The following is a 24195-nucleotide window of genomic DNA, read 5'->3' as shown; positions in this document are numbered from 1 at the left end:
CAGGCTGCTGAAAAACCCACTGGCTTTTGGGCTGGACACATGATTCCATCTTGCAAGTGATTTCGAGGGAATTTGGATGCGCGGCGGGGATGATCGGACGGGGTCGCTGTTTTCGTATGTCGACCTTGAGGCACGGGTTCCGGCCCGGCATCCGCTTCGGGCGATGCGCGAACTTGTGAACACCTCGTTTGTGGCGTTGGATGGATCGTTTGCAGCGCTGTATGCCAACACCGGTCGGCCGTCGATTGCGCCGGAGCGGATGCTGCGGGCGGTGCTGCTGCAGATGCTCTATTCGATCCGCTCGGAGCGTCAACTGATGGAACGGCTGGAGTTCGACCTGCTGTTCCGCTGGTTCGTCGGGCTTGGCATCGACGATGCGGTCTGGGATGCCTCGTCGTTTTCGAAGAACCGGGACCGGCTGCTGACGACGGAGGTTGCCCAGGGTTTCCTGTCGGCGTTGCTTTCGCAGCCTGCGGTCAAGCGGCTGTTGAGTGCGGAGCATTTTTCGGTCGACGGCACGATGCTGAAGGCGTTTGCCTCGATGAAGAGCTTCCGGGCCAAGGACGGTTCGGATGAGCCGCCGGAGGATGGCCGCAACGGCGAGCGCAACTTTCGCAAGGAGAAGCGCTCGAACAAGACGCATGCCTCGACGACGGACCCGGATGCGCGTCTGTACCGCAAGGGCAATGGCCAGGAGAGCCGCTTAGCCTATCTGGGGCACGCACTGATGGAGAACCGCAACGGGCTTGTGGTCGACGGCGCGGTGACGCATGCGACCGGCACGGGCGAGCGGGATGCGGCGAGCGCACTGAGCGAGGGCCTTGGCGAAGGGGCGACGCTGGGCGCCGACAAGGGCTACGACGCGGAAGCCTTCGTCGAGGAGTTGAAGGCTCGCAAGATCGTGCCGCATGTGGCGATCAATGGGACGGTGAGCAAGACGGGCAAGGTGCGCAAGACGGCGGTGCCGCCAGAGGTGGCGCAAAGTGCCGGCTATGCGATCAGCCTGCGCTGCCGCAAGCGGATCGAGGAAGTCTTCGGCTGGGTCAAGACGACGGCCGGGCTGGCGCAGCTCAAGCTGCGCGGACTGGACAAGGTGAAGGCCGCCTTCACCTTCGCCCTTGTCGCGTACAACATCATCCGCCTTCCCAAATTGATCGGATCGACGGGCGAAGTGTGTCTTGAGGGAGATCAATAAGCCGATATGGCCAGAAAACCCGCCTCAATCGGCCAAAATCCCACCGCACGACAGCCAGTCTGTAAAAAATCAGACCCACAGCAAGCAACTGCGCCAACGCAGAGCGAATTTCAGCAGCCTGCTAGAGCATTTCCGTTTTTCTTCGCTGAAGCGGATCCCGGCTGAGATCGGCTACATCGTGCCGGCGAAGCTGATCCTGCACCCGGTCGCGGTTTTCCTGGCACTGACAGCGGTCGGTGGGTTCGAGCCGGTGTGGATCCAGGCAGCCGTGCTGCTCGCCTCGCTGCCGACGGCGACCAACGTCTTCGTGTCATCGGCCAGCAATATAGTGTGTGGCAGGAGCGCGCCTCGGCGACGATCCTGATCACAACGGTGCTTTCGGTGGTCAGCGTTTCGCTCTGGCTGATCGTGATCCGCTCAGGCCTTCTTCCGCTTCAGCTTTTCCCGTAGAGCACCCGGAATATCGCGCAAGCCGCGGCCGGGCTCGATGCCTTCGCGCATGATGATATTGCGCAGCGGCGGAATCGCCGAGAGGATATGCAGGCCCGCAGCCCGCAGCATCTGCACCGGCAGGAAATCCGAAAGCAGCGAGCGGTTGAGAAGATCGACACTGGCCGTGCGCGTCATGATATCGGCGCGGCGCTTGCGGTCGAAGCTTTCGCCGGCATCGGCCGGCACCGGCAATTCCGCCCTGTCGCAGAGGATCTCGGTCAGCGCCATGATATCGCGCAGGCTGAGGTTCAGCCCCTGCGCCCCGATCGGCGGGAAGACATGGGCGGCCTCGCCGATCAGCGCGATGCGCCCCTTGCCGAAACGATGGGCGATCATGCCGGACAGCGGCCAGACCTGGACGCCCTCCTCCACATCGACCTTGCCGAGCATGGACTGCATGCGCGCCTCGACAAGGGCGCCGAGTTCGGCAAGCGGCAATTCCAGGCGCTTTGCTGCTTCAGCGGGGTCCTGTACCCAGACGAGGCTGGAGCGACCTTGGGGCAGCGGCACTTGGGTGAAGGGGCCATGTTTGGTATGGAATTCGGTCGAGATGTTCTGGTGCGGCAGCGAATGGGCGAAATTCAGCACCATCGCCGACTGCGGATAGGACCAGTTGCGCACGCCGATATCTGCCGTCTCGCGCAGCTTCGAGCCGCGGCCGTCGGCGCCGACGGCAAAATCGGCTGAAAGCATCTCGCCGCCCGCAAGCGTGATCGACACGGTCTCGGCGGAGATCGCGATCGATTCGGCCATATCGGTGAAGCGGGTGATATTGCCCTCGTCGGCGACGGCATTTTCGAGGACGTCGATCAGCGCCTTGTTGGGGAAATTATAGCCGAAGGCATCGAGGCCGACCTCAGCGGCGCGGAAGGTGGTCGTCGGCGCGCGCAGCAGCCGGTCAGTGCCGTCGACGATGCGCATGCTGGTGAGAGGCGTGGCTGCCGGGCGCAGCTTTTCCCAGAGCGCCAGCCGGTCGAAGAAGCGGATCGACTGATCCATCAGCGCTGTGGTGCGCCGGTCCTCTCTTGCCGCGACGGGCGCCATCAGCGCCACACTACGGCCACCGCGACCAAGCGCGATTGCGGCGATCATGCCGGCGAGACCGCCACCGATCACCGCCACTTCGAATGTCTTCATGCTACCGTTCCGCTCATCGTAAAAAGGCGGATCGGTCGCTTATGCGGCCGGCTTCGCCTGACGGCGCCAACTATAGCCCTTGCCGGCTTCGGCGTCACGCACCGCCGGCTGATAATGATGGGGAATGGCGGGAAGACGGTTTTCTGAAAGCCGCTTCAGCGCCGTGGCGTTGCTGACGGAAAAGCTGTCGATACCGACGCGCAGCATCAGCGGCACCTGGTCGATCAGCACGTCGCCGACGGCGCGCAGCTCGTTGGTGTAGCCGAGGCGCTGGCGCAGCAGCGAGGCATGGCTGAAGGCCCGCCCGTCGTTGAACGCCGGAAAGGCGACGGCAACGATTTCGAGGCGATAGAGATAGGGCTCCAGCCGGCGCACATCGTCGGCCGGCTTGATCAGCACCCCGAGGCCGACATCGTTGCTTACGTCGGCCTTGGCGATCAGCTCGTCGAGGCTGAGCAGCGGCTTCTGCTCGCCGGTCGCCTTCGCCTCGTCGGTCTCGATCACCCAGGGATCGTTTTCGACAAAACCGGTTTCTCTCCAGATCTTCGTCATCATCGCCTCCTTATGCCGCTTCGGCGGTTGAGCCGTAGAGCGCAGCCTTGAAAGGCTGCGGCCCGACGCGGCGATAGGTGGCAAGGAAGATCTCCGATGGATCGAGGCGCAGGCCGAGATAGGTGTCGACGATCGTCTCGATCGCGTCCGTCACCCGGTCGGGCTCAAAACCGCGGCCGATGATCTCGCCGATCGAGGTATGTTCGTCGCCGGAACCGCCGAGGGTGATCTGGTAGAGTTCGGCGCCCTTCTTCTCGACACCAAGCAGGCCGATATGGCCAACATGGTGGTGGCCGCAGGCATTGATGCAGCCGGAGATCTTGATCTTCAGCTCGCCGATCTCGGCCTGGCGTTCGGCATTGCCGAAACGGCGGGAGATTTCCTGCGCCAGCGGAATGGAGCGCGCATTGGCGAGCGCGCAATAGTCCAGCCCCGGACAGGCAATGATATCGGTGATCAGGCCGGCATTGGCTTCGGCCAGATTGATGGCGACGAGGCCGCGATAGACGGCTTCCAGATCGGCAAGTGCAACATGCGGCAGGATGAGGTTCTGCTCATGGCTGACACGGATTTCGTCGAAGGCATATTCTTCGGCGAGATCGGCGATCGCATCCATCTGCGCGTCGGTAGCATCCCCCGGAATGCCGCCGATCGGCTTCAGCGAGATCGTCACCATGCCGTAATCGGGGTTCTTGTGCGGCTGCACGTTCTGCTGCACCCAGCGGGCGAAATCCGGATCGGCCTTCTTCCAGCGGGCGAGGTTTTCCCAGCCTTCGGCGCGCTCGGACAAAGCCGGCAGTGCGAAATAGCTGGCGATCGCCTCGACGTCCTTTTCCGGCAGCTTCAGCTCGCTATCCTTCAGCGCGGCGAATTCCACTTCCACCTGGCGCGCCAGTTCCTCGGCGCCGGTTTCGTGCACGAGGATCTTGATGCGGGCCTTGTACTTGTTGTCGCGGCGGCCGTGCAGATTGTACACGCGAACGATTGCCGTGGTGTAGGAGAGTAGGTCCTCTTCGGGCAGGAAGTCGCGGATCAGCTTGGCGATCATCGGCGTGCGGCCCTGGCCACCGCCGACATAGACGGCAAAACCGATCTCGCCCTTGTCGTTCTTCTTCAGATGCAGGCCGATATCGTGGACCTGGATCGCGGCGCGGTCGCGGTCGGCGCCGGTGACGGCGATCTTGAACTTGCGCGGCAGGAAGGAGAATTCCGGATGGACCGACGACCACTGGCGCAGGATTTCGGCATAGGGACGCGGATCGGCGATCTCATCGGCGGCGGCACCGGCAAAGTGATCGGCCGTCACGTTTCTGATGCAGTTGCCCGAGGTCTGCAGGGCATGCATCTCGACGCTTGCGAGATCGGCGAGCGCATCGGGGATTTCCGACAGCTTCGGCCAGTTGAACTGCAGGTTCTGGCGCGTGGTGAAATGGCCATAGCCGCGGTCATAGGTGCGGGCAATATGGGCGAGCATGCGCAGCTGGCGGGCGCTCAGCGTGCCATAAGGAATGGCGATGCGCAGCATATAGGCGTGGAGCTGCAGGTAGACGCCGTTCATCAGGCGCAGCGGCTTGAACGCATCCTCGGCAAGTTCGCCGGAAAGGCGGCGCTGAACCTGGTCGCGAAACTGCTCGACGCGCTCGCTGACAAAGGCATGGTCAAATTCGTCGTAACGGTACATCGTCTTCCTCAGACTGCAATGAATTCGGGATCGGCCGGAGCGTAGCCCGGGGCATATTCCATGGTCGGACCCTGGGCGCGGATGCGCTCGCGAAGGCGAAGCGGCCAGAGACTGCCGTTGGTGTCCTGGACTTCGACGACGGCGACGTCAACGACTTCGTTATCGGCATAGGATTTCTTGCCGATGGCTTCCAGCGCTTCAACGGCTTCGTTATGGCGGGCGACTAGCGCCCCCTGCAGCGAGGTGGACCACGCGCCCTTCGCATCCAGCCAGACGGCAATGCCGTCCGTCAGCCGGTTGGCCGTCAGAACCTTGTCTACCATGTTTAGCTCCTTGCAAGTTCCTCGAGCCGGGCGTTCGCACGCACCAGCGGCTCGGACAGTTCGAAATTGGCGCCGGCGACCGCATCGCCGATAATGACCATGACCGGACCGGTCAGCTCGTCGCGGTGCTGCAGGTCGGGCAGATCGGCGAGCGTGCCATGCAGCAGGCGGCGCTCAGTGCGGCTGGCATTCTCGATGACGGCGACGGTGGTCTCGGCGGGAATGCCGGCCTGCATCAGCCGCTCGGCAACGGAGGCGGCAACCGTGCGGCCCATATAGACGGCGATCGTCGCGCCGGAGACGGCAAGGCTTGCCCAATCGGGCAGCACGTCGCCGGTCAAATCATGGCCGGTGGTGAAGACCAGCGAGGAGGCAACGCCGCGCAGCGTCAGCGGCAGCTCGAAATCGGCGGCGGCGGCGAAAGCCGAGGTGATGCCGGGCACCACCTCATAGGTGACGCCGGCAGCGCGCATTGCCGCCATCTCTTCGCCTGCCCGGCCATAGACCAGCGGATCGCCGGATTTCAGGCGGACGACACGCTTGCCCTGGCGACCGAGGTCGACCAGCAGGTCGTTGATCTCTTCCTGCGATTTCGAATGGCAGCCCTTGCGCTTGCCGACGGAAAGCCGCTCGGCGTCGCGGCGGCCCATATCGACGATCGCCTGCGGCACGAGCGCGTCATAGACGATGACGTCGGCTTCCATCATTACGCGCTGGGCGCGTAGCGTCAGAAGATCCTCGGCACCGGGACCGGCACCGACCAGCCAGACATGGCCGGCGACTTTGTCCATCGAGCCCAACAGCCGGTCGGCGGCGTGGCGGGCCTGCGACAGGTTGCCGTTGGCGATCGCATCGGCCACGGCGCCGGAGAAAAAGCGGCGCCAGAAGACGCGGCGGGTGACGCCACGCGGAACGAGCTGGTCAACGGCCTTGCGGTAGCTCGTCGCCAGGCCGGCAAGCCGGCCGAGCGAGGGGGAGAGAAGCTGATCGATCTGCGCACGGATCATTTGCGCCAGAACCGGCCCCGCCCCTTCGGTGCCGATCGCAACGGCGACGGGGGCGCGATTGACCAGCGCCGGCGTGAAGAAATCGCAGTAATCGGGCTGATCGACGGCATTGGCCGGAATTCTGACAGTGCGGGCGGCATCGACAATCCGGCGGTCGTCAGCCTCATTGCCGGTGGCGGCGAAGACCAGCGCCGATCCCTCGACCTGCTCGGCGGAAAAGCCGGTGCGCACGGTCTCGATACGGTTGGCGATCAGGAAGGCGTGATAATCGGCTTGCGGCCGATCGGCATAGGCAACGATCCGCGCCCGTGTGTTCAAGAGCAGCCGCACCTTGGCGAACGCTTCGTCGCCATTGCCGAAGACAGCCGTCTTCTGGCCTTCCACGCGAAAGAAGGCTGGAAATACCGAAAGCTGCTCAGTCTTGGGAGACATCATCAATCCACTTCGAAGTTGCCAGACTATGCCCTTGATCGACAAGGGATTGAAGGAACAGAAATTCGAAAGCCCCAGCAAGCGGGTATTCTTTTGCTCGTCTCATTAGCGATTTGAGAAAAGTCACCCATGCTGACCAAAACAGCACAAGTGAGCGCATTTGCTGCAGCGCATTGTAAAGCCTGTGACAAAAGACGTCCACCGGCGTTTCGCGCATTTCACTTGCGCCGCCGAGGCGATAGACTGAGGGAAAACCGGAGAGATCAATGCCCGACAAAACCATCGCCGCCCGCCTGCTTTCCGTTGTCGAAGACGATATCCTGCCGCTGACCGAGCGCGGCGTTTCACTGGGGAATAAGGTGTTCGGCGCGGCGATCCTGCGCAAATCCGATCTTTCGCTCGTCGTCGCCGAGACCAACAACGAGCTCGACAATCCGCTCTGGCACGGCGAAGTGCATACGCTGAAGCGCTTCTACGAGCTTGGCGACAAGCCGGCGACCAAGGATTTGATCTTCCTGTCGACGCACGAACCCTGCACCATGTGCATGTCGGCGATCACCTGGGCGGGCTTCGACAATTTCTATTATTTTTTCAGCCACGAAGATTCCCGCGATGCCTTCGCCATTCCGCACGACCTGAAGATCCTGAAGGAGGTCTTCGGGCTTGAACCCGGCGGCTATCGCAGGCAGAACGCCTTCTGGAACAGCTTTGCCATCGCCGATCTCGTCGCGACCGAAGAGGCTCAGCTGAAGACCGCGCTGCAGTCCCAGACCGCCCGCATCAAGGCGCGCTACGACGCGCTTTCCACCAACTACCAGTCGTCGAAGAGCGCCAACGACATACCGCTCAACTGAGGCCGCTGAACCGAGGCACCATGGAACCTTCCACAGAGATTTTACGGCTGATCGAGATCATGGCGGCGCTGCGCCATCCCGAAACCGGCTGCCCCTGGGACATCGAGCAGAGCTTCGAGACGATCAAGCCCTATACGATCGAGGAGGCCTATGAGGTCTCCGATGCGATCGAGCGCGGCGATATGGACGATCTTTGCGACGAGTTGGGCGACCTGCTGCTGCAGGTGGTCTTCCATGCCCGCATGGCCGAGGAGGCCGGCGAATTCTCGTTCGGCGACGTGGTCAACGCCATCACCACCAAGATGATCCGCCGCCACCCACATGTCTTTGCCCGCTCGGCCGCCGATACGCCGGATGCGGTGAAGAAACAGTGGGACGAGATCAAGCAGGCGGAAAAACGCGAGCGTACAGAGCGCCGGTCCAGGCGGGGGATCACCGAGGATTTCAACGGCGGCTTTCTCGGCTCGGTGCAGCGCAGTTTTCCCGCTTTGACCGAAGCGTTGAAGCTGCAGGAACGCGCCGCGAAAGTCGGTTTCGACTGGTCGGCGCCGGAACCGATCCTCGACAAGATCGAAGAGGAGATCGGCGAATTGCGGGTAGCATTAAGCGAAGGCGATCGCGCGAAGGTCAGTGACGAACTCGGCGACCTGATCTTCGCGGTTGTCAATATCGGCCGGCATGTGAAGACCGATCCGGAACAGGCGCTGCGCGGGACGAACACGAAATTTCGGCGTAGGTTCAGCCATATAGAGAATGTTCTTGATAAAGGAGGCGAGACACTGGAAGCGGCCAGTCTCGAGCGAATGGAGGAGATCTGGCAAGCGGCCAAGGCGATTGAAAGAGCGCTCGTGGCTGGGTAGATCGGCCTAAGTTTGGCAAGAAGCCAACCCCACTCTCCGTCATGCTCGGCTCAAGGCGGTCAGGCTGAGTGAGCAGAGCGTTGCCACATCTCCCTTCTCCCCAGCGGGAAGAAGATGCCGGCAGGCAGATGAGGGGGTGAGCGACGCCAGGAGCGAGTGCGCTGAGCGCAAGCGAAGGGCAGCATGAAGGGTGTACCGTGCGGCCCCCTCATCCGACCCTTCGGGCCACCTTCTCCCCCCGCTGGGGAGAAGGGAGTGACTCACCGCTCCCAATCTTCCTTCGAAGACTTCGCGCCATTGCCGATGCGGCGTTCGAGTTCGGTGGCTTCGGTTTCGGAGAGGCGCAGGTCGAGCGTGATCGAGCCGTCCTCATTGTCCTCGCGGGCATCGACGATCGCGTGGTCGTAGAGCCAGGGCAACAGCGCTAGCTTGTCGACCGGAAGGCGGATGGTCGCTTCGGTCATCACGCCGGAGAGCCTGCGGCTGATCTCATCCATCAGCGTGTCGACGCCCTCGCCGCTGACGGCCGAGACCGCGACGACGTTGCTGGCGCCGGCCGATTTCTGCACCATGGTGTCGTGCACCTCGGGCTCCAGGCGGTCGATCTTGTTCCAGACCTCGATCAGCCGCTTCTCGGCTTCGGCCTCGTCGATGCCGAGATCACCAAGGATGCGCATGACGTCGGAGCTCTGGGCCTGGTTGTCGGCATCGGACATGTCGCGGACATGCAGGATGAGATCGGCTTCCAGCACTTCTTCGAGCGTCGCCCGAAAGGCGGCGACCAGATGGGTCGGCAGGTCGGAGATGAAGCCGACGGTGTCGGACAGGATGACGGTGCGGCCGTGCGGCAGCTTCATGCGCCGAAGCGTGGGATCGAGCGTGGCAAAGAGCATGTCTTCGGCCAGCACGCCGGCGCCGGTGATGCGGTTGAACAGCGTCGACTTGCCGGCATTGGTATAGCCGACCAGCGCCACGATCGGGTGCGGCACCTTGCGGCGCTTGGCGCGGTGGAGCTGGCGAGTGCGTACGACCTGCTCCAGTTCGCGTTCGAGCTTGATGATGCGGTCCTGCAGCATCCGCCGGTCGGCTTCAATCTGGGTTTCGCCCGGGCCGCCCATGAAGCCGCCGCCGCCGCGCTGACGTTCAAGGTGGGTCCAGCTTCGAACCAGCCTGCCCTTCTGGTAATTCAGGTGGGCGAGATCGACCTGCAGCGTGCCTTCCTTGGTGGAGGCGCGGCGGCCGAAGATTTCGAGGATGAGGCCCGTCCGGTCGATGACCTTGGCGTTCCATTCCTTTTCGAGATTGCGCTGCTGCACCGGCGTCAGCGGATGATCGACGATGACGAGACCGGAATCCCGCTCATTGAGCAGCGCCTTGATCTCCTCGATCTTGCCGGTGCCGAGCAATGTGGCCGGTCGCGGATCATTGACCGGGACGACCGAGCCGCTGACGACATCGAGGTCGATCGCCTGGGCAAGCCCCATCGCCTCTTCGAGCCGGCTTTCCGGCGTGCGGGTCGAGGCCGATTCGCTCTGGCCGCCGCGGCTACGCGATTTCAGAACCGGCACGACGACAGTCGCGCGCATGTCGTCCCTGTGCTTGGCGGCCTCAGGGATGATCGAATCGTTCTTGGTATCGCGTGTCGAAATGACGGCTGATCCTGTTAGGACGCTGCTTCTTCGCTCTCGAACATCTGCATGGGCTGGCCCGGCATGATCGTCGAGATCGCATGCTTATACACGAGCTGCGAATGGCCGTCACGGCGAAGAAGAACACAGAAATTGTCGAAAGACGTAACAACGCCCGTGAGTTTCACGCCGTTGATCAAAAAGATTGTCAGGGAAATCTTTTGTTTGCGAACAGTATTGAGAAATAAGTCCTGCAGATTCTGAGAACGTTCCGCCATCGCGCCGCTTCTTTCTTTATTGCCGACCTGATCCGGCCGGTAGAATATCAATCAACCTCACCCGCAAGACCGGCGCCTCATTCACCCGTCCAGCAAATCTTGGTATCAAATCGCAATCTTTTCCGCAACGTCGAAAAAGGCTTCGCGGACTTTCTGCGAGACGCTGCCCGGATGACCGTTGGCGATCGTCTGGCCATCGACGGAAACGACCGGAAAACAAATACTTGTGGCTGCGGTGAGGAAGACCTCGCGGGCTGCGAGCATCTCGGAAACCGAGAAGTTTCGCTCGGTGATCTGCAACCCGAGCTTGGCTGCGACGTCCATCAAGGTGGTGCGGGTAATGCCGCGCAGGATGCCGTGTTCGGCCGGCCGCGTCACCAGCATTCCCTCGGAATCGACGATCCAGACATTGGTCGCCGCCCCTTCCTTGACCATCCTGTCGCCGTCGACATAGATCGCTTCCTGGGCGCCGGCCTCCTTGGCCTGCTGGCGGGCCATCGCGTTCGGCAGCAGACCGACGGATTTGATGTCGACGCGGTCCCAGCGATTGTCGACAAGGGTGATCGCCCTGATGCCATTGGCATTCTTGGCGGCGATGATTTTGGGATCGGTGCTCTTGGCGGTGATAACAAGCGAGGGCGTCGTTCCCTCGGCCGGGAAGACATGATCACGGCGCGCCACTCCGCGCGTCACCTGCATGTAGAAAAGCCCGTTGCAGACATGGTTGCGGCGCAGCGTCTCGCGAATGACCTGCGTCAGTGCCGCCCGGCTCATCGGCCAGGCGATGCGCAGCTCACCGAGCGAACGGTCGAGACGGTTCAGATGGCGGGTGAGATCGACGATGTAGCCATGGCGCACCTCGCAGACCTCATAGACGCCGTCGGCGAACTGATAACCGCGATCCTCGATATGCACGCTGGCATCGGAATGCTTGACGTAACGGCCATTCACATAGGCAATTCTCGGCATGGGAAACCTGGTCTTCCGGGAAGCAATACAAGGGGCACGGCGCGGCGTCGGCCGCGCCGAATGCAAATCAGACGCCGAGCGACTTCAGCTTGCGGTGCAGCGCCGAACGCTCCATGCCGACGAATTCCGCGGTGCGCGAGATATTGCCGCCGAAGCGGTTGATCTGGGCGATCAGATAATCCTTCTCGAACATCTCGCGGGCTTCGCGCAGCGGCAGCGTCATGATGTGATAGTCGTTCTTGGCGGAGACCTTCGGCAGCATGTCGCCGAGATCGGTCGGCAGCATGTCGGCGGTGATCGGCGCATCCGGCCCGTCGGTGCGGGCAAGGATCATCAGGCGCTCGATATTGTTGCGCAGCTGGCGGATATTGCCCGGCCAATCATGCGCCTGCAGCACGGCCATGGCGTCGTCGCCGATGCGGCGCGGACGAATGCCGGCCTGCTCGGAAATCTGCCGCATCAGCTGGTCGACGAGGAAAGGAATGTCTTCGCGCCGCTCGGCCAGGGCCGGCACTCGCACCGGCACGACGGCGAGGCGATGATAAAGATCCTCGCGGAACCATCCCTCAGCGATACGGCTCTCGAGATTATAGGCGGTCGAGGAGATGATGCGGACATCGACCTTGACGCGCTTGGAACCGCCTACCCGCTCGAACTGCTGGTCGACCAGCACGCGCAGGATCTTGTTCTGCGTCTCGCGCGGCATCTCGCCGACTTCGTCGAGATAGAGGATGCCGCGATGGGCTTCCTCGAGCGCGCCGATCTTGCGGGCCTGACCGGGCGTGCCCTCGGTGCCGAACAGCGCCACTTCCATGCGGTCGGGCGTGATGTTGGCAGCATTGATCGCCACAAAGGGGCCGTTGGCGCGGGCCGACTTCTTGTGGATCATCCGCGCCACCAGCTCCTTGCCGGAGCCGGATGCGCCGAGGATCATGATGCGGCTGTTGGTCGGTGAGACCTTCTCGATGGTCTGACGCAGCTGCGAAACGGCAACCGAGGTGCCGATCAGCTCCAATGCGTCGCCGGTGCGGCGCTTCAGCTCGGAGACCTCGCGCTTCAGCTTGGAATTCTCAAGCGCCCGTTCGGCGATCAGAATCAGCCGGTCGGCCTTGAAAGGCTTCTCGATGAAATCGAAGGCGCCGCGCTTGATCGCCGAGACGGCGGTCTCGATGTTGCCATGGCCGGAGATCATTACCACCGGCAATTCCGGATGGCGGGTCTTGATCTCGTCGAGCAGCGACAGACCGTCGAGCTTGCTGCCCTGCATCCAGATATCGAGGAAGATCAGCCGCGGCACCCGGTCGGAAATCGCCGCCAGCGCGCTGTCGCTGTCATGGGCCGTGCGCGTTTCGTGTCCCTCGTCGGAGAGAATGCCGGAAACGATCTCGCGAATATCGTGCTCGTCGTCGACGACAAGAATATCAGAGGCCATAAACGCTTTCCTTGTCATTGGCTGCGGGAGAGGCGGGCGTCGGATCCCGACGTGGCAGATGCACGCGGATCATGGCCCCTCTTCCCCGGTCAAAATCGGCGGGCGCATCATGCAGCTCAAGCTGCCCGCCATGTTCCTCGATGATCTTCTTGACGATGGCGAGACCGAGTCCAGTGCCCTTCTCACGCATCGTCATATAGGGTTCCAGAATGCTGTGGCGGTTCTCCACCGGCAGGCCGCGGCCATTGTCGATGACATCGACGGTGAAGCGGTCGCGGCCGGTGTCGAGGGCGGCTCGGACGAGTATCTTGCGTTCGTCGCGTTCGTCGCTCGGAACGGCCTCGATCGCTTCGACGGCATTCTTGATCAGATTGCCGAAAGCCTGGCCGAGCATGCGGCTGTCGAACAGGCCCTCCAGCGGCTGCTCACCGAAATCCTGGGCAAAACTGACGTGATGATTGCCCATCTCGCGCAGGAAGATCGCGTCGCGCAAGATATCGCGCAGGTCGCTCGGCTCCTTGGTCGGCTTCGGCATGCGGGCGAAGGCAGAGAATTCGTCGACCATGCGGCCGATATCGCCGACCTGGCGGATGATCGTATCGGTGCACTGGTCGAAGACGGCCCGGTCGCCCGGGTCGATCTGCTTGCCGTAACGGCGCTGGATGCGCTCGGCGGAAAGCTGGATCGGCGTCAGCGGGTTCTTGATCTCATGGGCGATGCGTCTTGCGACGTCGCCCCAGGCGGTCGAGCGCTGGGCGATGACCAAGTCGGTGATGTCGTCGAGCGTGATCACATAGGATTCGCTCTGATCGCGCACTTCCTCGCGGGTGACCTGCACGCTCAGCGTCCTGACCGTGCCGCCGCGCACGAGCGCGATCTGCTTGCGGAAATCGCCGCGATGACGCGAAGCCGCCTCGGTCAGCACGTGATCGACCTCCGGCGCGATGTCGACCAGCTGCTTGCCGAGCATCTCATCGGCCGACAGCGACATCAGCGTTTCGACCGAACTATTGACGATGGCGATGCGGCGATCCTGCTCGACGCCGATGACGGCGGCAGTGACGCCCGACAGCACCGCTTCGATAAAGCGGCGGCGATCGTCGACCTCGTCCTTGGCTTCGAGGATCTCGTCGCGCTGAGTGCGGATTTCCGAGATCATCTTGTTGAAGGTGCGCGACAGATTGGCGACGTCGCCGTCGACGGCATGCACCGGCACGACAATATCCATATTGCCCGATGCCACGCTGTCGGCAGCGGTGATCAACAGCCGGATCGGCCGGACGATGCGGTCGGCAACGGCGATCGCGGTCCAGATCGCCGCGAGCAGCACGATCAGCGCGAAGCCGATATAGAGCACGGCGAAGGCGATTTGCAGCGAGAAGCGGTTGGCTTCCATCGAGCGATATTCGGTGGCGTTCTCCTCCATCATGCGCATGGCGCCCATGACCTTGGGATCGACGGCGCGCACCGTATAGAGGAAGGTGCCCTGGATGGCATCGAGCTTGATGATGGCGCCGACAAGGTTGGTGACGCCGGGCGGAATCAGTGTCGGCTGGCCGGCCGCGGCCTTCTCAAGCGCGTCCTGCGGGATCGCCGGCAACGGCTTTTCGGTGGCGATGTCGGCCTGGACGATCACCGAACCGTCGCGCTCGACGAGGAAGGAGCCGAGCAGGCCGCGGCCCCTCGCCTGGCGCGTCATCAGGTCGGCAAAACCTGTCCGGTCGAGGCTGTAGAGCGCGCGGTTGCGCTCCAGGTCGTTGGCCATGGAAACCGTCTGCCCCTGCAGGTAGCTGGCGTTTTCCATCATGTAGGCCTGGCCGATATTGCGCGACGAACTGACGATCGACTGGGTGCGCAACGCAAACCAGCGGTCGAGACCGGCATTCAGGGTGATGCTGGCGAAGATGGCGACGAGGATTGCCGGCGTGATCGCGACGATCGAGAAGAGCACGACGATGCGGATATGCAGGCGAGCAGCCGCCCGCCCTCGGGTGCGGGCCTTGAGCAGCCTTGCCACCTCACGGGCGATCAGCGCCAGCAGCGTCAGGACAAAGAAGGAATTGACGATCACCGAGGTGATGACGACGTGCGAACTCGGGGCGATCGGGGTGAGGCCGAGCAGCACGAAAAGTGTCGCCGTGGCGCAGAGAAGCGCGCCGCCGGCAAGCACAAGGCCGGGCACGGCAAAAAGGGCGCGGCGATCGGTCACCGTGGTCACCGCCTCGCCCGCCGCCGCCGGCGATACCCCATCCTGCGTCATTCGGCCTCTCTTCAGGCGGCACCCGCCGCCCTCGCCAGCCGATCGAAACCAAAGAACGCCGGCTCAAGAAAGCCAGCGCTGCAACGACTCGATCGGGAGCGAAGTCCAAAACCCTTGCGTGACCTTTAAGCAACGCATTGTGGCGAAAATGCAACGCCGTCCGTCACATTGTCAAGCCGCGCAGGGCCTCGGCCCACATGCTCTTTAGAAACGACGTGGTTCTTCCGGTTTGTTTCCAACAATCGTGTCGATCCGGTCCAGCACGTCAGGCGTCATCTTGTGCCTGTGCGAAAGCGCCGCGAGATTGTCCTGCAACTGGCTGGCGCGCGAGGCGCCGAGAATGACGGTGGAGACGTTGCGATTGGCGAGGCACCACAACAAAGCGAGATGCGTGATCGACAGGCCGATCTCGTCCGCGAGCTTTGCAAGCTCACCAACTTGTTTGAGCTGAGCGCGGCCAGCATCGCTGGACCACTTTTCCTTCAGCCATTCGTATCCCGGCAGGTTCATGCGGCTGTCGGCTGGCACACCATTATTGTATTTGCCGGTCAGGACGCCCGAGGCGAGCGGCGACCAGATCGTGGTGCCGAGGCCGATGAGGTCATAGAGCGGCAGATAGTCGGACTCGACCTTCTGACGTTCGAAGATGTTGTATTGCGGCTGCTCCATTGTCGGCGGCGTGATGCGCAAGTCGCGAGCCACGGCGTAGGCTTCCGTCAATTGCTGCGCGGACCATTCCGACGTCCCCCAGTAGAGCACCTTGCCCTGGGCAACGAGATCGTGCATCGCCCGCACCGTTTCCTCGACCGGCGTATCGATATCCGGGCGATGGCAGAAATAGAGGTCGAGGTAGTCGACCTGAAGCCTCTTCAATGCGGCGTGACAGGCATCGGTCACATGCTTGCGCGACAGGCCGCGCTGCGTCGGCTTCTGGCCGCCCCAGAAGACCTTGCTCGAGACGACGAAGCTGTCGCGGCTCCAGCCAAGCGATTTGAGCGCCTCGCCCATGACGATTTCGGACTTGCCGCTTTCGTATCCTTCGGCATTGTCGAAGAAGTTCACCCCGTTGTCATAGGCAAGCTTCATGAGGTCGACGGCGTCGCCTCCATTGACCTGCTTGCCGAACGTCACCCATGAACCGAAGGAGAACTCGCTCACTTTCAGGCCTGACTTTCCCAAACGTCGATATTCCATCATGCAACTCCCGTAAATTATGAATATGTGCCGGCCTGTCACCGGGGACGGCGTCGCCCGATTGATCGACGACCGATTCGTGTAATCTATGGCATGCTCAACGAGATGCGAGGCTCAGCCCGCGAAGTTGACCAAAACACAATGTCGCAGTTCCCATCAGCCCCGACCGTAAAGAAAAAGGGCGCTCCACGACATTAGTCGGAGCGCCCGTGGCATGCGATCGACAACGTTTGCGGCGGAGGTCGACAGCAGCAATGGCAGATGATGAGATTCGGAACGGATAGGCAACATGCGATAGAAATCTGCGACATTATAGCCCGCTGATTGATCGTGTCGTCCACCGGATATCCACAGCTTATCCACAGGCATTGCGACGACGACCGCAGCAACTTCAATGACATTCGCCTGGCGTCAAATCACCCCTCACAAATGCTTATGTGACTGTTGAATGACACCGCAATTTTGTTTGTCTGCTTGGATACAAACCGCGACCTGGCTCGGATAGGCTCAGCTCTCCTCCCGACCGTGGCGGCGGACGCCGCGAGGGGTGGGCGGTGGGCAAACATGAGGGCCCGCCGCCTTCTTTTTATCGCGCCCCCGAACACACTCAGGCGGTGCGGGAACTCCTGTAGACCGAGACGCCAAGTTCCCTGATCTTCTTGCGCAAGGTGTTGCGGTTGAGACCGAGAAGATCGGCCGCCTCGATCTGGTTGCCGCACGTCGCCGCCAGTTTCCTGTCGATGATCCAGGCATCCGGGCGGCATCTTTGCACCATCGCTTGCGGTTGGCGCCGGTTTCGGCAGCACGGTCGGATCGCTGCTCGGCACCAGCATCGCGTTAGCGGCCATCCTCGCCATGGCAGGCTATTTCGCTGGCGTCGTGCAGGCGCTGACGACCGCCTTCGTCATCATCCTTGAAATGATCGGCGACCACCAGGCCGTCATCCCGATCATGGCCGTTTCGATGATCGGCTACATAACGTCGCGCATTCTGACGCGCGAACCGGTCTATCACGGGCTTTCGCGCGTGTTCATCGCCGCGGGGGTCAGTCGAAAAAGAAGCAGAACGGAGTGACTTCCTAGACTTAATCTCGGCGGCTGGACAACGACGATGCGCCGTCATCTCCCCGATCGGCATGGCATACAGATGGTTGGACAGCGCCGGCTTCGCGATTGGCACCTCGGCGGCCACCCGCTAAACACTCAGCCTCGGCGACCACACGGGTAGCTTTATTTCAACCTGCACACCTTCGTTCCTCTCGGGTCGCGGAGACACAATCGTCACATCGGCTCCAATGCGATCGGCGATGGCCGTGACGATAGCAAGCCCGACACCGCTTCCCCCGATCTCAACGTTCCCGCGCTCAAAGCGCCGCATCAGCCTGTCTACAGCGTCTGGGGGCAGTATCGGGCCGTCATTGGCAACACTCAGCAGGCCGCCAAGCTGAAGTGAAACCTCAACCTTTCCATCTTGCGCCCCGTGTTTCAGCGCGTTTTCAATCAGGTTGCGGCAGAGAATGCCGACTGCGTCCGGATCCAGCATCGAACGCACCGGCGCCGTCGGCAGTGCCAGCAAGACGCGCCCCTCTCCGGCCCGGGCAAAATCCTGAAGGACCATCTGCAGGACGGTTCTGAGATCGGACGGCTGGTCACTTTGTAGACGTCCGCCTTCAGCGCGAGCAAGCTGCATCAGCTTCTCAGATATGCGCATCAACCGCTTCAGCGTCGTTTCGATCTCCGTCGCCCGCTGGCTCGTCAGCTTTTCCTTGGTTTCGGAGCGAATGCGTTGCGCCTGCGCGATTGCGCCGGCCACCGGCGTACGAAGCTCGTGCGCGGCATTGGCCGCAAAGGCGCGCTCGGCGTGGAACGCTGCCGTCAGGCGGTCGAGAAGCTGGTTGACACCTGCCGAAATCGGGAGAAGTTCGGTCGGCAGGCCACTGTCGGTGACGGGCGACAAATCCTGCGCGCCGCGATTGGCCAGCTCGTGCCTAAGCGCGCGCACCGGCCGTAAGGAGCGGCGCACCGCGAGGTATATCGCGAGCAGGCTGAGAGGGATCACCACGATCAGCGGCAGCACGAGGCCCAACAGCATCTTGCGTGACAATTCCGTGCGATGGTCAAGCGGTTCGGCGACGGCAATCGTCAGGTTCCCGTCGAAGCTCGTATCGTAATAGAGCTGGTGCGTTGCGGTTCGAAGAAAGCCGCGTTTCGTGGACGGTGGGAAGCTCGAGGCATCCGCCCCCTTCGAACCGAGCAGAACCTGCCCGTTTTGGTCACGCACGATGAAGCTTACATCTTCGCCGTAGCGAGCCTCTCGGTCGATGCGTCCATCGCCGTCGTCGTCCTCACCATTGTCGTCGTAATCGGTCGCATCGCGGCCTTGATGGCCTTCTCGCAGGTCGTGCCGGGCAATCGGCAAAATGCGCTGCGCTGTTGCCTTCAGGCCATCATCGAACACCTCTTCCATCTGCCCGCCAAGGCGGTGCGCGGTCACCGCTGCCGCCACAAGCCATAGCAGAGTCACTGAAAGCCCGAGGGCGAGCGCCAGGCGCGTCTGGAGCGAAGCGCCGATCCTCATGGCCGTCCCAGACGATAGCCGAGCCCGCGCTCGGTCTCGATCACATGAGTACCGAGCTTCTTGCGCAACCGGCTGACATGGACCTCGATGGCGTTGCTGTCGATTTCCCTATCGAAGGAATAGAGCCGCTCTTCGAGCTGCGCCTTCGAAAGAAGCTGGCCCGGACGTTGCAGGAAGGCCTCAAACAGGACCCATTCTCGCGCCGTTAGAACCACGGCCTTGCCATTCAGCGTGATGCTTCTGGCGGCGAGATCGATGGCGAGCGGGCCAAGCGTGATGTTGGGATTGGGATTGCCGGCATAACGGCGCGCCACCGACCCGATCCGCGCCGAAAGCTCAGCAAGATCAAAGGGCTTCACCATGTAATCATCGGCGCCAGCGTTCAATCCGGCAATGCGGTCAGAGACCTGGTCGAGCGCTGTCAGGATCAGGACCGGCGTCACGTCGCCGCGCCCACGCAACGCCTTCAGAAAGGGAATGCCAAGCCCATCGGGCAGCATCAGATCGAGCAGCACCAGATCGTAGGCAGCAGCAACGATCGCATCGCCCGCCTGGTCGAGGCGATTGACCCAATCGACGGAGTGACCGTCGGCAGCGATCTGGTCGCGAATGGCCGCGCCCAGCGCCGTATCGTCCTCGATCAGCAGAACCCGCATCGCAACCCTCCCTCTCTCTTTCGTCTCCTAGTCCACCGGCCAGCTTACGGGAAGCTGAAGCAATGTCGCGCGGTTTGTCAGATGCCGGTCAGCTCGGAACGCAATTGATCAGACCGAAATGAGAGGAAACAAGATTGAAAAACGGCACCTTGCCCATCTTGGCGCTCGCCGTCATCGCCGTGACATCCGCTCAGGCAAGAGACGACTGCGACGTTCCGATCAGCAATTGGAAGACGCATGCGGCGGTTCGCGCCATGGCCGGGCAACGGGGTTGGACGTTGAAGCGCATCAAGATCGATGACGGTTGTTACGAAATCCGGGGCACCGACAGGGACGGCCGTCGCTTCGAAGCGAAAATCGATCCGGTGACGCTTGAAGTCATCCAACTCGATAGACGCCGCGAAGATCGCTGAGCATCGCTCCCAATCCCCATAAAGATAGCCAACTGGAGGTCACTTATGACGTACCGCAAATTTTTTCTGGCCGCTTGCGCCGGCATCGGCTTTCTCGCTCCCCTCGGCAGTCTGGCCAGGCCGTCCCCCACACAGAAGAGTGCCGCCGCCGGGGCCGTACCAGCCGGCTATCAAGAAAGCGAGGACGATGAACACAAGGAGGAGCATCACCTCCGTCACGACGACACCGGCCGTCACGCCGCCGATGACTGCGAAAACTGGGATGACGATGCCTGCGGTCTAGGCGGCACCGTGCAGCAGCAGAACACCACCCCGCCCAGCAACGGCCTATTCACGCCTGGTTCCAAGCCGCGGGTCCAGACGAACTGAACCGTCAAATCAGCCAAGGAGAATATCGATGAGAATGAAATCCGTTATCGCCATGCTTGCAGTCACCACGGCTCTTACCGTTCCTGGCCTTGCCATGGCGCGTGAGGTGACCTTCACCACCAGCATGCGCAACTACGGCGGCGATGGTGCCTACCTTGCTTATTACGTCACCGATGCGCAGGGCAAATATGTCGGCAGCCTTTGGATGGCGGGCGGCAAGAGCAGGTATTACGAGCATCTCACCGGCTGGTCCCGCGCCACCGGTGGCGATACCGCCGAGATCAAAGGCATCACGGGTGCCAGTGTTGGTGCCGGCCGTTCACTCAAGGTCACGGTCGATCTTGCCGATACGCTGTTCGATGCCGGCTATCAGCTTCACATCGACTCCGCCGTGGAAGACATGCGCGACAGCCCAAACGAGATCGTGGTGCCGCTGGCATCGGCCGGCTTGGGGCAGAAGGTGAAGGGCATGCGCTACGTCGCCGCCTTCACCTATGCGCGTTGAGCGGGAAGGACGCTCGCCATGAACCGCTCGCTTCACCGCTGGTTTGGGCTGATCGCCACGGTGCTTCTCACCGTCGTCGCGCTGAGCGGCGCTGCACTGTCGATCTTCCCCGCCGCTGAGGCGCTCACCACGCCTGCCGCGCAGCACATCAGCGTTGCCGAACTCACCGCGCGAGTCCAGGCGGCAGAACCTACGGTGGAACAGATCAGACGCGCGCCGTCCGGGCGGATCACCGCCTATTACTACGAAGGCGACCAACCCGCCTCCTCTGTCATCGACCCTGCCACTGGCACGCCGGCCGGCAGCGCCGACACCTCGGATCTGGAGCGCTGGTTGACCAATCTCCATCGCTCGCTTTTCCTCGACGATACTGGACGTTTCATAACTGCGGGCGGTGCAGCGGTTATGCTTGCCCTCGCAATTTCCGGGCTGTTCCTGATGGCACGGCGCGCCGGCGGCTGGCTTTTCGTCCTGAAATCCGTTCGCGGTACCGGCGACGGACGCTTACACGCCGTCGTCTCGCGCCTAGCTCTGCCGGGCCTCTTCCTCTCCTCGCTCACTGCGCTCTGGATGACGGCTGCTGTTTTCGGCCTGCTGCCGGAAAGCGCGGGTGCGCCGGCCTTCCCGGCCGACGTCAGCGGCAAGACCGGGGTAGCGCTCACGTCTGTCGCTCTGCTTCAAGAGACGCCGGTCAATGACCTGCTCTCGCTGACTTTCCCTGCTACGGGCGACGCAACGGACGTTTTCACACTCAAGACAGCAGCAGGAGAAGCTTACATCGATCAGGGCAACGGCGCGCTGCTGGCCTGGTCGGACGCCGGCTGGGTCGACAGGGTCACGCTCCTCATCACCATGCTGCACACGGGGTGCGGCTTGGCCTGGCTCGGGCTCGTCCTCGGGTTCTCTGCGCTTGCTGTACCTGTTCTCGGCTGGACAGGCCTGCTTGTCTGGCTCAAGGGGCGCCGCGCCCCAAGAGCAACCTCGGCAGACGCTGGCGAGGCCGATACGATCCTGCTCGTCGGCAGTGAGAGCGGCACGACCCAAGGCTTTGCCAATACGCTGCAGGTTGCTCTTTCCGCAGAGGGTCTTTGCGTCCACGTCGGCCCGATGTCCGATTTCGAACCGGCCCGTTGGCCGAAGGCGCGGCGTGTTATGCTGCTCGCCGCCACCTATGGTGACGGCGCAGCGCCCGCCTCCGCCATGGGCTTCATCGAACGTTTCGAGCGTACGCCCGCAAAGCCCAGCCTGCCGCTCGCCGTGCTCGGTTTCGGCGATCGCAGCTTCCCGGCCTTCTGCGGTTTCGCCTCCGAGATCGCGACGATCGCCAAGGACAAGGGCTGGGCCTCCCTCATACCCTTCGACACGGTAGACCGCCAATCGCCTCAGGATTTCGCCCGCTGGGGACGGCTCCTGGCTGAGACGCTTGGCCTCGATTTCGAGCTGACGCACCAACCAACCGCTCCAAAGACCTGGAGATTGCCGCTGATATCCCGCCGCGATTATGGCGCAGGCGTACAGGCGACCACCGCCATCCTGCGCTTTGCCCTGCCGAACATCTCGCTCCGGCAGCGTCTGACAGGCAAGGGTTTCCCGCGGTTCGAGGCCGGAGACCTGATCGGCATCGTGCCGCAAGGCTCGGATCTGCCGCGCTTCTACTCACTTGCTTCCGGTACCACGGATGGCTTTCTCGAAATCTGCGTCCGCAAGCAAGTGGGATGGCTTTGCTCGACCCAACTCACCGCATTGAAACCGGGGGATACTGTTGCGGCCTTCGTGCGCCCAAACCCCTCCTTCCGCCCGGCCCGGGGAGGCAAGCCGGTCATTCTCATCGGCGCCGGCGCCGGTATCGGTCCGCTTGCCGGCTTCGCGCGTCGAAACCGGGCACGCCGCCCCATGCACCTCTATTTCGGAACTCGCCATCCAGCCAGCGACGCGCTTTACGCCGAGGAGCTTTCCTACTGGAAAAAGGACGGCCGGCTGACCTCGGTATCGACCGCCTTTTCGCGAACTGCAAGCCCGGCCTATGTGCAGGATATTCTGGGTAAGGACGCCGAGCGCATCGGCAAGCTCATTGCCGCAGGCGGTCAGGTTCTCATCTGCGGGAGTCGGGACATGGCGGCGGCCGTTGCCGCCGTGCTTGCCGACATTCTCGCGGCACAGGGCTTCAACCTCGCGCTCCTGAAAGCCACTGGCCGCTATGCCGAGGACATCTACTGACATGACGCGCTACGCGATGAACGGTCCGACCATGGGCACGCGCTGGTCCGCCCTCTTTCACATGCCATCGCATTTCGATGTCGCCCCCGCCCGCAAGGCGATGGCCGACGCCGTGACCGAAGTCGACAAACAAATGTCCACCTGGAGGCCTGAAAGCGATCTGAATCGCTTGAACGCCGCGCGACCCGGTGGATGGATTGCCCTGCCCGACCGGCTGCTTACCGTGCTGGGAGCGGGTCTTGCCATCGGCCGCACCTCGGGCGGCGCCTTCGATATCGGCGTGGGCGATGCCACCACCGCGTGGGGTTTCGGCATGTTGGACGCAAGCGAGGACATGATCAGGACCGCCCGTCTTGCGAAACGCAGCCCGGCCCATGATGTTCTCGAGCTGGACAAGTCCGCCGGACGCGCCCGCAAGCACTCCGAGATGTGCTTCGATCTCAATGGCATCGCCAAGGGTTATGGCGCCGATCAACTGGCGAAGGCTGCGCGCGAGCACGGAATCGAAGCCGGCCTCTTCGCCATCGACGGCGAACTGAAAGCACTCGGCACTCAGCCCGACGGTCGTGGCTGGACCGTCGCCGTCGAAACGCCAAATCTGGAAGTGCGTGCCGTGCATTCCATGCTCGAGCTGGATGATGCCGCCGTTGCGACGTCAGGCGACTATCGACACTGGATTGATGTCGGCGGCCATCGTCTCTCGCACACCATGGAGCCGCGCCTCGGCTTCCCGCTTAGAGATCCGCCCGCCTCGGCGACCGTGATCGCCTGCGATTGCATGAGCGCCGACGCCTGGGCGACGGCGATGATGGTTCTTGGCCAAGCACACGGTCTTGCGCTCGCGGAAAGGCTCGGTCTGTCTGTTCTCTTCCTCAGGCATGACCAGCCGAAAGGGATCGGATGCGGCCTGTTTGCGCGCTGACCAGACCTCGCAGAAGCCAGCTCGAAAGCTCATCCGTTACCGGCCCCGAGACGAGCTCATCGCACTCGGAAGTCACCTTGTTTCTTGCGTCGTCCGGCTCGATCCTCGGTATCGCTTCGGCCGCTATGACTCCTCGGAGATTCTGGTGGCTCGCATCGCAAGCATGACGCGGCGCAAAGTCGATCGGTCCCTCATCGACGACTCGAACCATGCAAGTGGTTTGATCCAGCGCAATGTTTGAA

General features: G+C 62.4%; 22 protein-coding genes and 3 pseudogenes. 10 read left to right on the top strand and 15 right to left on the bottom strand.

Going from position 1 to position 24195, the window contains the following annotated elements; all coding sequences use genetic code 11:
• Window positions 1-76: 76 nt before the first annotated feature.
• Window positions 77-1195: an IS5 family transposase gene (locus HJB83_RS28500; RefSeq protein ID WP_141335696.1), complete on the top strand. Its 1119-nt coding sequence runs from the start codon at window positions 77-79 to the stop codon at window positions 1193-1195.
• A gap of 145 nt (window positions 1196-1340) precedes the next feature.
• Window positions 1341-1645: pseudogene (locus HJB83_RS28495) on the top strand (AEC family transporter); the annotation flags it as partial.
• Here the strand turns inward: HJB83_RS28495 and HJB83_RS28490 are convergent.
• Genes HJB83_RS28490 through HJB83_RS28465 form a run of 6 tightly spaced genes read right to left on the bottom strand, consistent with a single transcriptional unit; the run spans window position 1613 to window position 7102 of the window.
• A complete protein-coding gene (locus tag HJB83_RS28490; RefSeq protein WP_221133057.1) occupies window positions 1613-2824 on the bottom strand; it encodes a UbiH/UbiF family hydroxylase in 1212 nt (403 codons plus the stop codon). The pseudogene HJB83_RS28495 and the gene HJB83_RS28490 sit on opposite strands and share 33 nt — an antisense overlap.
• 39 nt (window positions 2825-2863) lie before the next feature.
• Complete coding sequence (locus tag HJB83_RS28485) at window positions 2864-3376, bottom strand: DUF934 domain-containing protein (RefSeq protein ID WP_207584134.1); 513 nt, start codon at window positions 3374-3376, stop codon at window positions 2864-2866.
• A 10-nt stretch (window positions 3377-3386) separates the two neighbouring features.
• Complete coding sequence (locus HJB83_RS28480; RefSeq protein WP_207584133.1) at window positions 3387-5057, bottom strand: nitrite/sulfite reductase; 1671 nt, start codon at window positions 5055-5057, stop codon at window positions 3387-3389.
• An 8-nt stretch (window positions 5058-5065) separates the two neighbouring features.
• Window positions 5066-5380, bottom strand: a complete 315-nt coding sequence (locus tag HJB83_RS28475; RefSeq protein WP_221133056.1) for a DUF2849 domain-containing protein — start codon at window positions 5378-5380, stop codon at window positions 5066-5068.
• A 2-nt stretch (window positions 5381-5382) separates the two neighbouring features.
• Window positions 5383-6819, bottom strand: a complete 1437-nt coding sequence (gene cysG / locus HJB83_RS28470) for a siroheme synthase CysG (RefSeq protein ID WP_221133055.1) — start codon at window positions 6817-6819, stop codon at window positions 5383-5385.
• The gene (locus HJB83_RS28465; RefSeq protein WP_207584130.1) at window positions 6803-7102 is read right to left on the bottom strand and encodes a hypothetical protein; all 300 of its coding nucleotides are present in this window, start codon (window positions 7100-7102) and stop codon (window positions 6803-6805) included. Before HJB83_RS28465 ends, cysG begins: the two co-directional genes overlap by 17 nt.
• Here HJB83_RS28465 and HJB83_RS28460 point away from each other — a divergent pair.
• Both HJB83_RS28460 and mazG read left to right on the top strand, forming a co-directional pair.
• Window positions 7086-7673, top strand: a complete 588-nt coding sequence (locus HJB83_RS28460) for a deaminase (RefSeq protein ID WP_221133054.1) — start codon at window positions 7086-7088, stop codon at window positions 7671-7673. The two genes, HJB83_RS28465 and HJB83_RS28460, sit on opposite strands and share 17 nt — an antisense overlap.
• Before the next feature lie 20 nt (window positions 7674-7693).
• On the top strand, window positions 7694-8533 hold the full coding sequence (mazG, locus tag HJB83_RS28455) for a nucleoside triphosphate pyrophosphohydrolase (RefSeq protein ID WP_207584128.1): 840 nt from the start codon (window positions 7694-7696) through the stop codon (window positions 8531-8533).
• Window positions 8534-8793: 260 nt separating this feature from the next.
• Here mazG and hflX read toward each other — a convergent pair whose 3' ends face one another.
• From hflX to HJB83_RS28420, 7 genes and pseudogenes are all read right to left on the bottom strand, one after another.
• The gene (gene hflX / locus HJB83_RS28450) at window positions 8794-10119 is read right to left on the bottom strand and encodes a GTPase HflX (protein WP_221133053.1); all 1326 of its coding nucleotides are present in this window, start codon (window positions 10117-10119) and stop codon (window positions 8794-8796) included.
• Window positions 10120-10196: 77 nt separating this feature from the next.
• Complete coding sequence (hfq, locus tag HJB83_RS28445; protein ID WP_003539403.1) at window positions 10197-10439, bottom strand: RNA chaperone Hfq; 243 nt, start codon at window positions 10437-10439, stop codon at window positions 10197-10199.
• 105 nt (window positions 10440-10544) lie between these two features.
• Entirely contained in the window at window positions 10545-11408 is an 864-nt protein-coding gene (locus HJB83_RS28440; protein WP_207584126.1) for a D-amino-acid transaminase, read from the bottom strand.
• 67 nt (window positions 11409-11475) lie between these two features.
• Window positions 11476-12840, bottom strand: coding sequence for a sigma-54 dependent transcriptional regulator (locus HJB83_RS28435; RefSeq protein ID WP_207584125.1), 1365 nt, complete (start codon window positions 12838-12840; stop codon window positions 11476-11478).
• The gene (locus tag HJB83_RS28430; protein ID WP_207584124.1) at window positions 12830-15100 is read right to left on the bottom strand and encodes a PAS domain-containing sensor histidine kinase; all 2271 of its coding nucleotides are present in this window, start codon (window positions 15098-15100) and stop codon (window positions 12830-12832) included. Before HJB83_RS28430 ends, HJB83_RS28435 begins: the two co-directional genes overlap by 11 nt.
• A gap of 204 nt (window positions 15101-15304) precedes the next feature.
• Window positions 15305-16294 (bottom strand): aldo/keto reductase, encoded by a 990-nt coding sequence (locus tag HJB83_RS28425; RefSeq protein WP_207584123.1) that lies wholly within the window; start codon window positions 16292-16294, stop codon window positions 15305-15307.
• A 607-nt stretch (window positions 16295-16901) separates the two neighbouring features.
• A pseudogene (locus tag HJB83_RS28420) lies at window positions 16902-17024 on the bottom strand (helix-turn-helix domain-containing protein); the annotation flags it as partial.
• Between HJB83_RS28420 and HJB83_RS28415 the strand changes: the two are divergent.
• Window positions 17014-17368, top strand: a pseudogene (locus HJB83_RS28415) (chloride channel protein); the annotation flags it as partial. The pseudogenes HJB83_RS28420 and HJB83_RS28415 sit on opposite strands and share 11 nt — an antisense overlap.
• A gap of 120 nt (window positions 17369-17488) precedes the next feature.
• Here HJB83_RS28415 and HJB83_RS28410 read toward each other — a convergent pair.
• Window positions 17489-18799, bottom strand: coding sequence for an ATP-binding protein (locus tag HJB83_RS28410; protein ID WP_311044497.1), 1311 nt, complete (start codon window positions 18797-18799; stop codon window positions 17489-17491).
• A gap of 68 nt (window positions 18800-18867) precedes the next feature.
• The gene (locus HJB83_RS28405; RefSeq protein WP_221133052.1) at window positions 18868-19527 is read right to left on the bottom strand and encodes a response regulator transcription factor; all 660 of its coding nucleotides are present in this window, start codon (window positions 19525-19527) and stop codon (window positions 18868-18870) included.
• 134 nt (window positions 19528-19661) lie between these two features.
• Between HJB83_RS28405 and HJB83_RS28400 the strand changes: the two genes are divergently transcribed.
• The 5 genes from HJB83_RS28400 to HJB83_RS28380 are packed head-to-tail and all read left to right on the top strand — an operon-like array spanning window position 19662 to window position 23953.
• Window positions 19662-19940, top strand: coding sequence for a PepSY domain-containing protein (locus HJB83_RS28400; protein WP_207584119.1), 279 nt, complete (start codon window positions 19662-19664; stop codon window positions 19938-19940).
• 45 nt (window positions 19941-19985) lie between these two features.
• Window positions 19986-20309 carry a hypothetical protein gene (locus HJB83_RS28395; RefSeq protein WP_207584118.1) on the top strand — a complete coding sequence of 108 codons (324 nt, stop codon included), beginning with the start codon at window positions 19986-19988 and terminating at the stop codon, window positions 20307-20309.
• 34 nt (window positions 20310-20343) lie between these two features.
• The gene (locus HJB83_RS28390; protein WP_221117295.1) at window positions 20344-20814 is read left to right on the top strand and encodes a DUF2271 domain-containing protein; all 471 of its coding nucleotides are present in this window, start codon (window positions 20344-20346) and stop codon (window positions 20812-20814) included.
• 18 nt (window positions 20815-20832) lie between these two features.
• Window positions 20833-23031, top strand: a complete 2199-nt coding sequence (locus HJB83_RS28385) for a PepSY domain-containing protein (protein ID WP_221133051.1) — start codon at window positions 20833-20835, stop codon at window positions 23029-23031.
• Entirely contained in the window at window positions 23012-23953 is a 942-nt protein-coding gene (locus tag HJB83_RS28380) for an FAD:protein FMN transferase (RefSeq protein WP_207584116.1), read from the top strand. The genes HJB83_RS28385 and HJB83_RS28380 overlap by 20 nt, the downstream gene beginning before the upstream one ends.
• Window positions 23954-24195 lie beyond the last annotated feature (242 nt).

This window comes from Rhizobium sp. NZLR11 (genome assembly GCF_019685115.1).
Classification (GTDB): domain Bacteria; phylum Pseudomonadota; class Alphaproteobacteria; order Rhizobiales; family Rhizobiaceae; genus Rhizobium.
The sequence above is the reverse complement of the archived record's forward strand: the minus strand, read 5'-3'. Positions and strand labels throughout refer to the sequence as shown.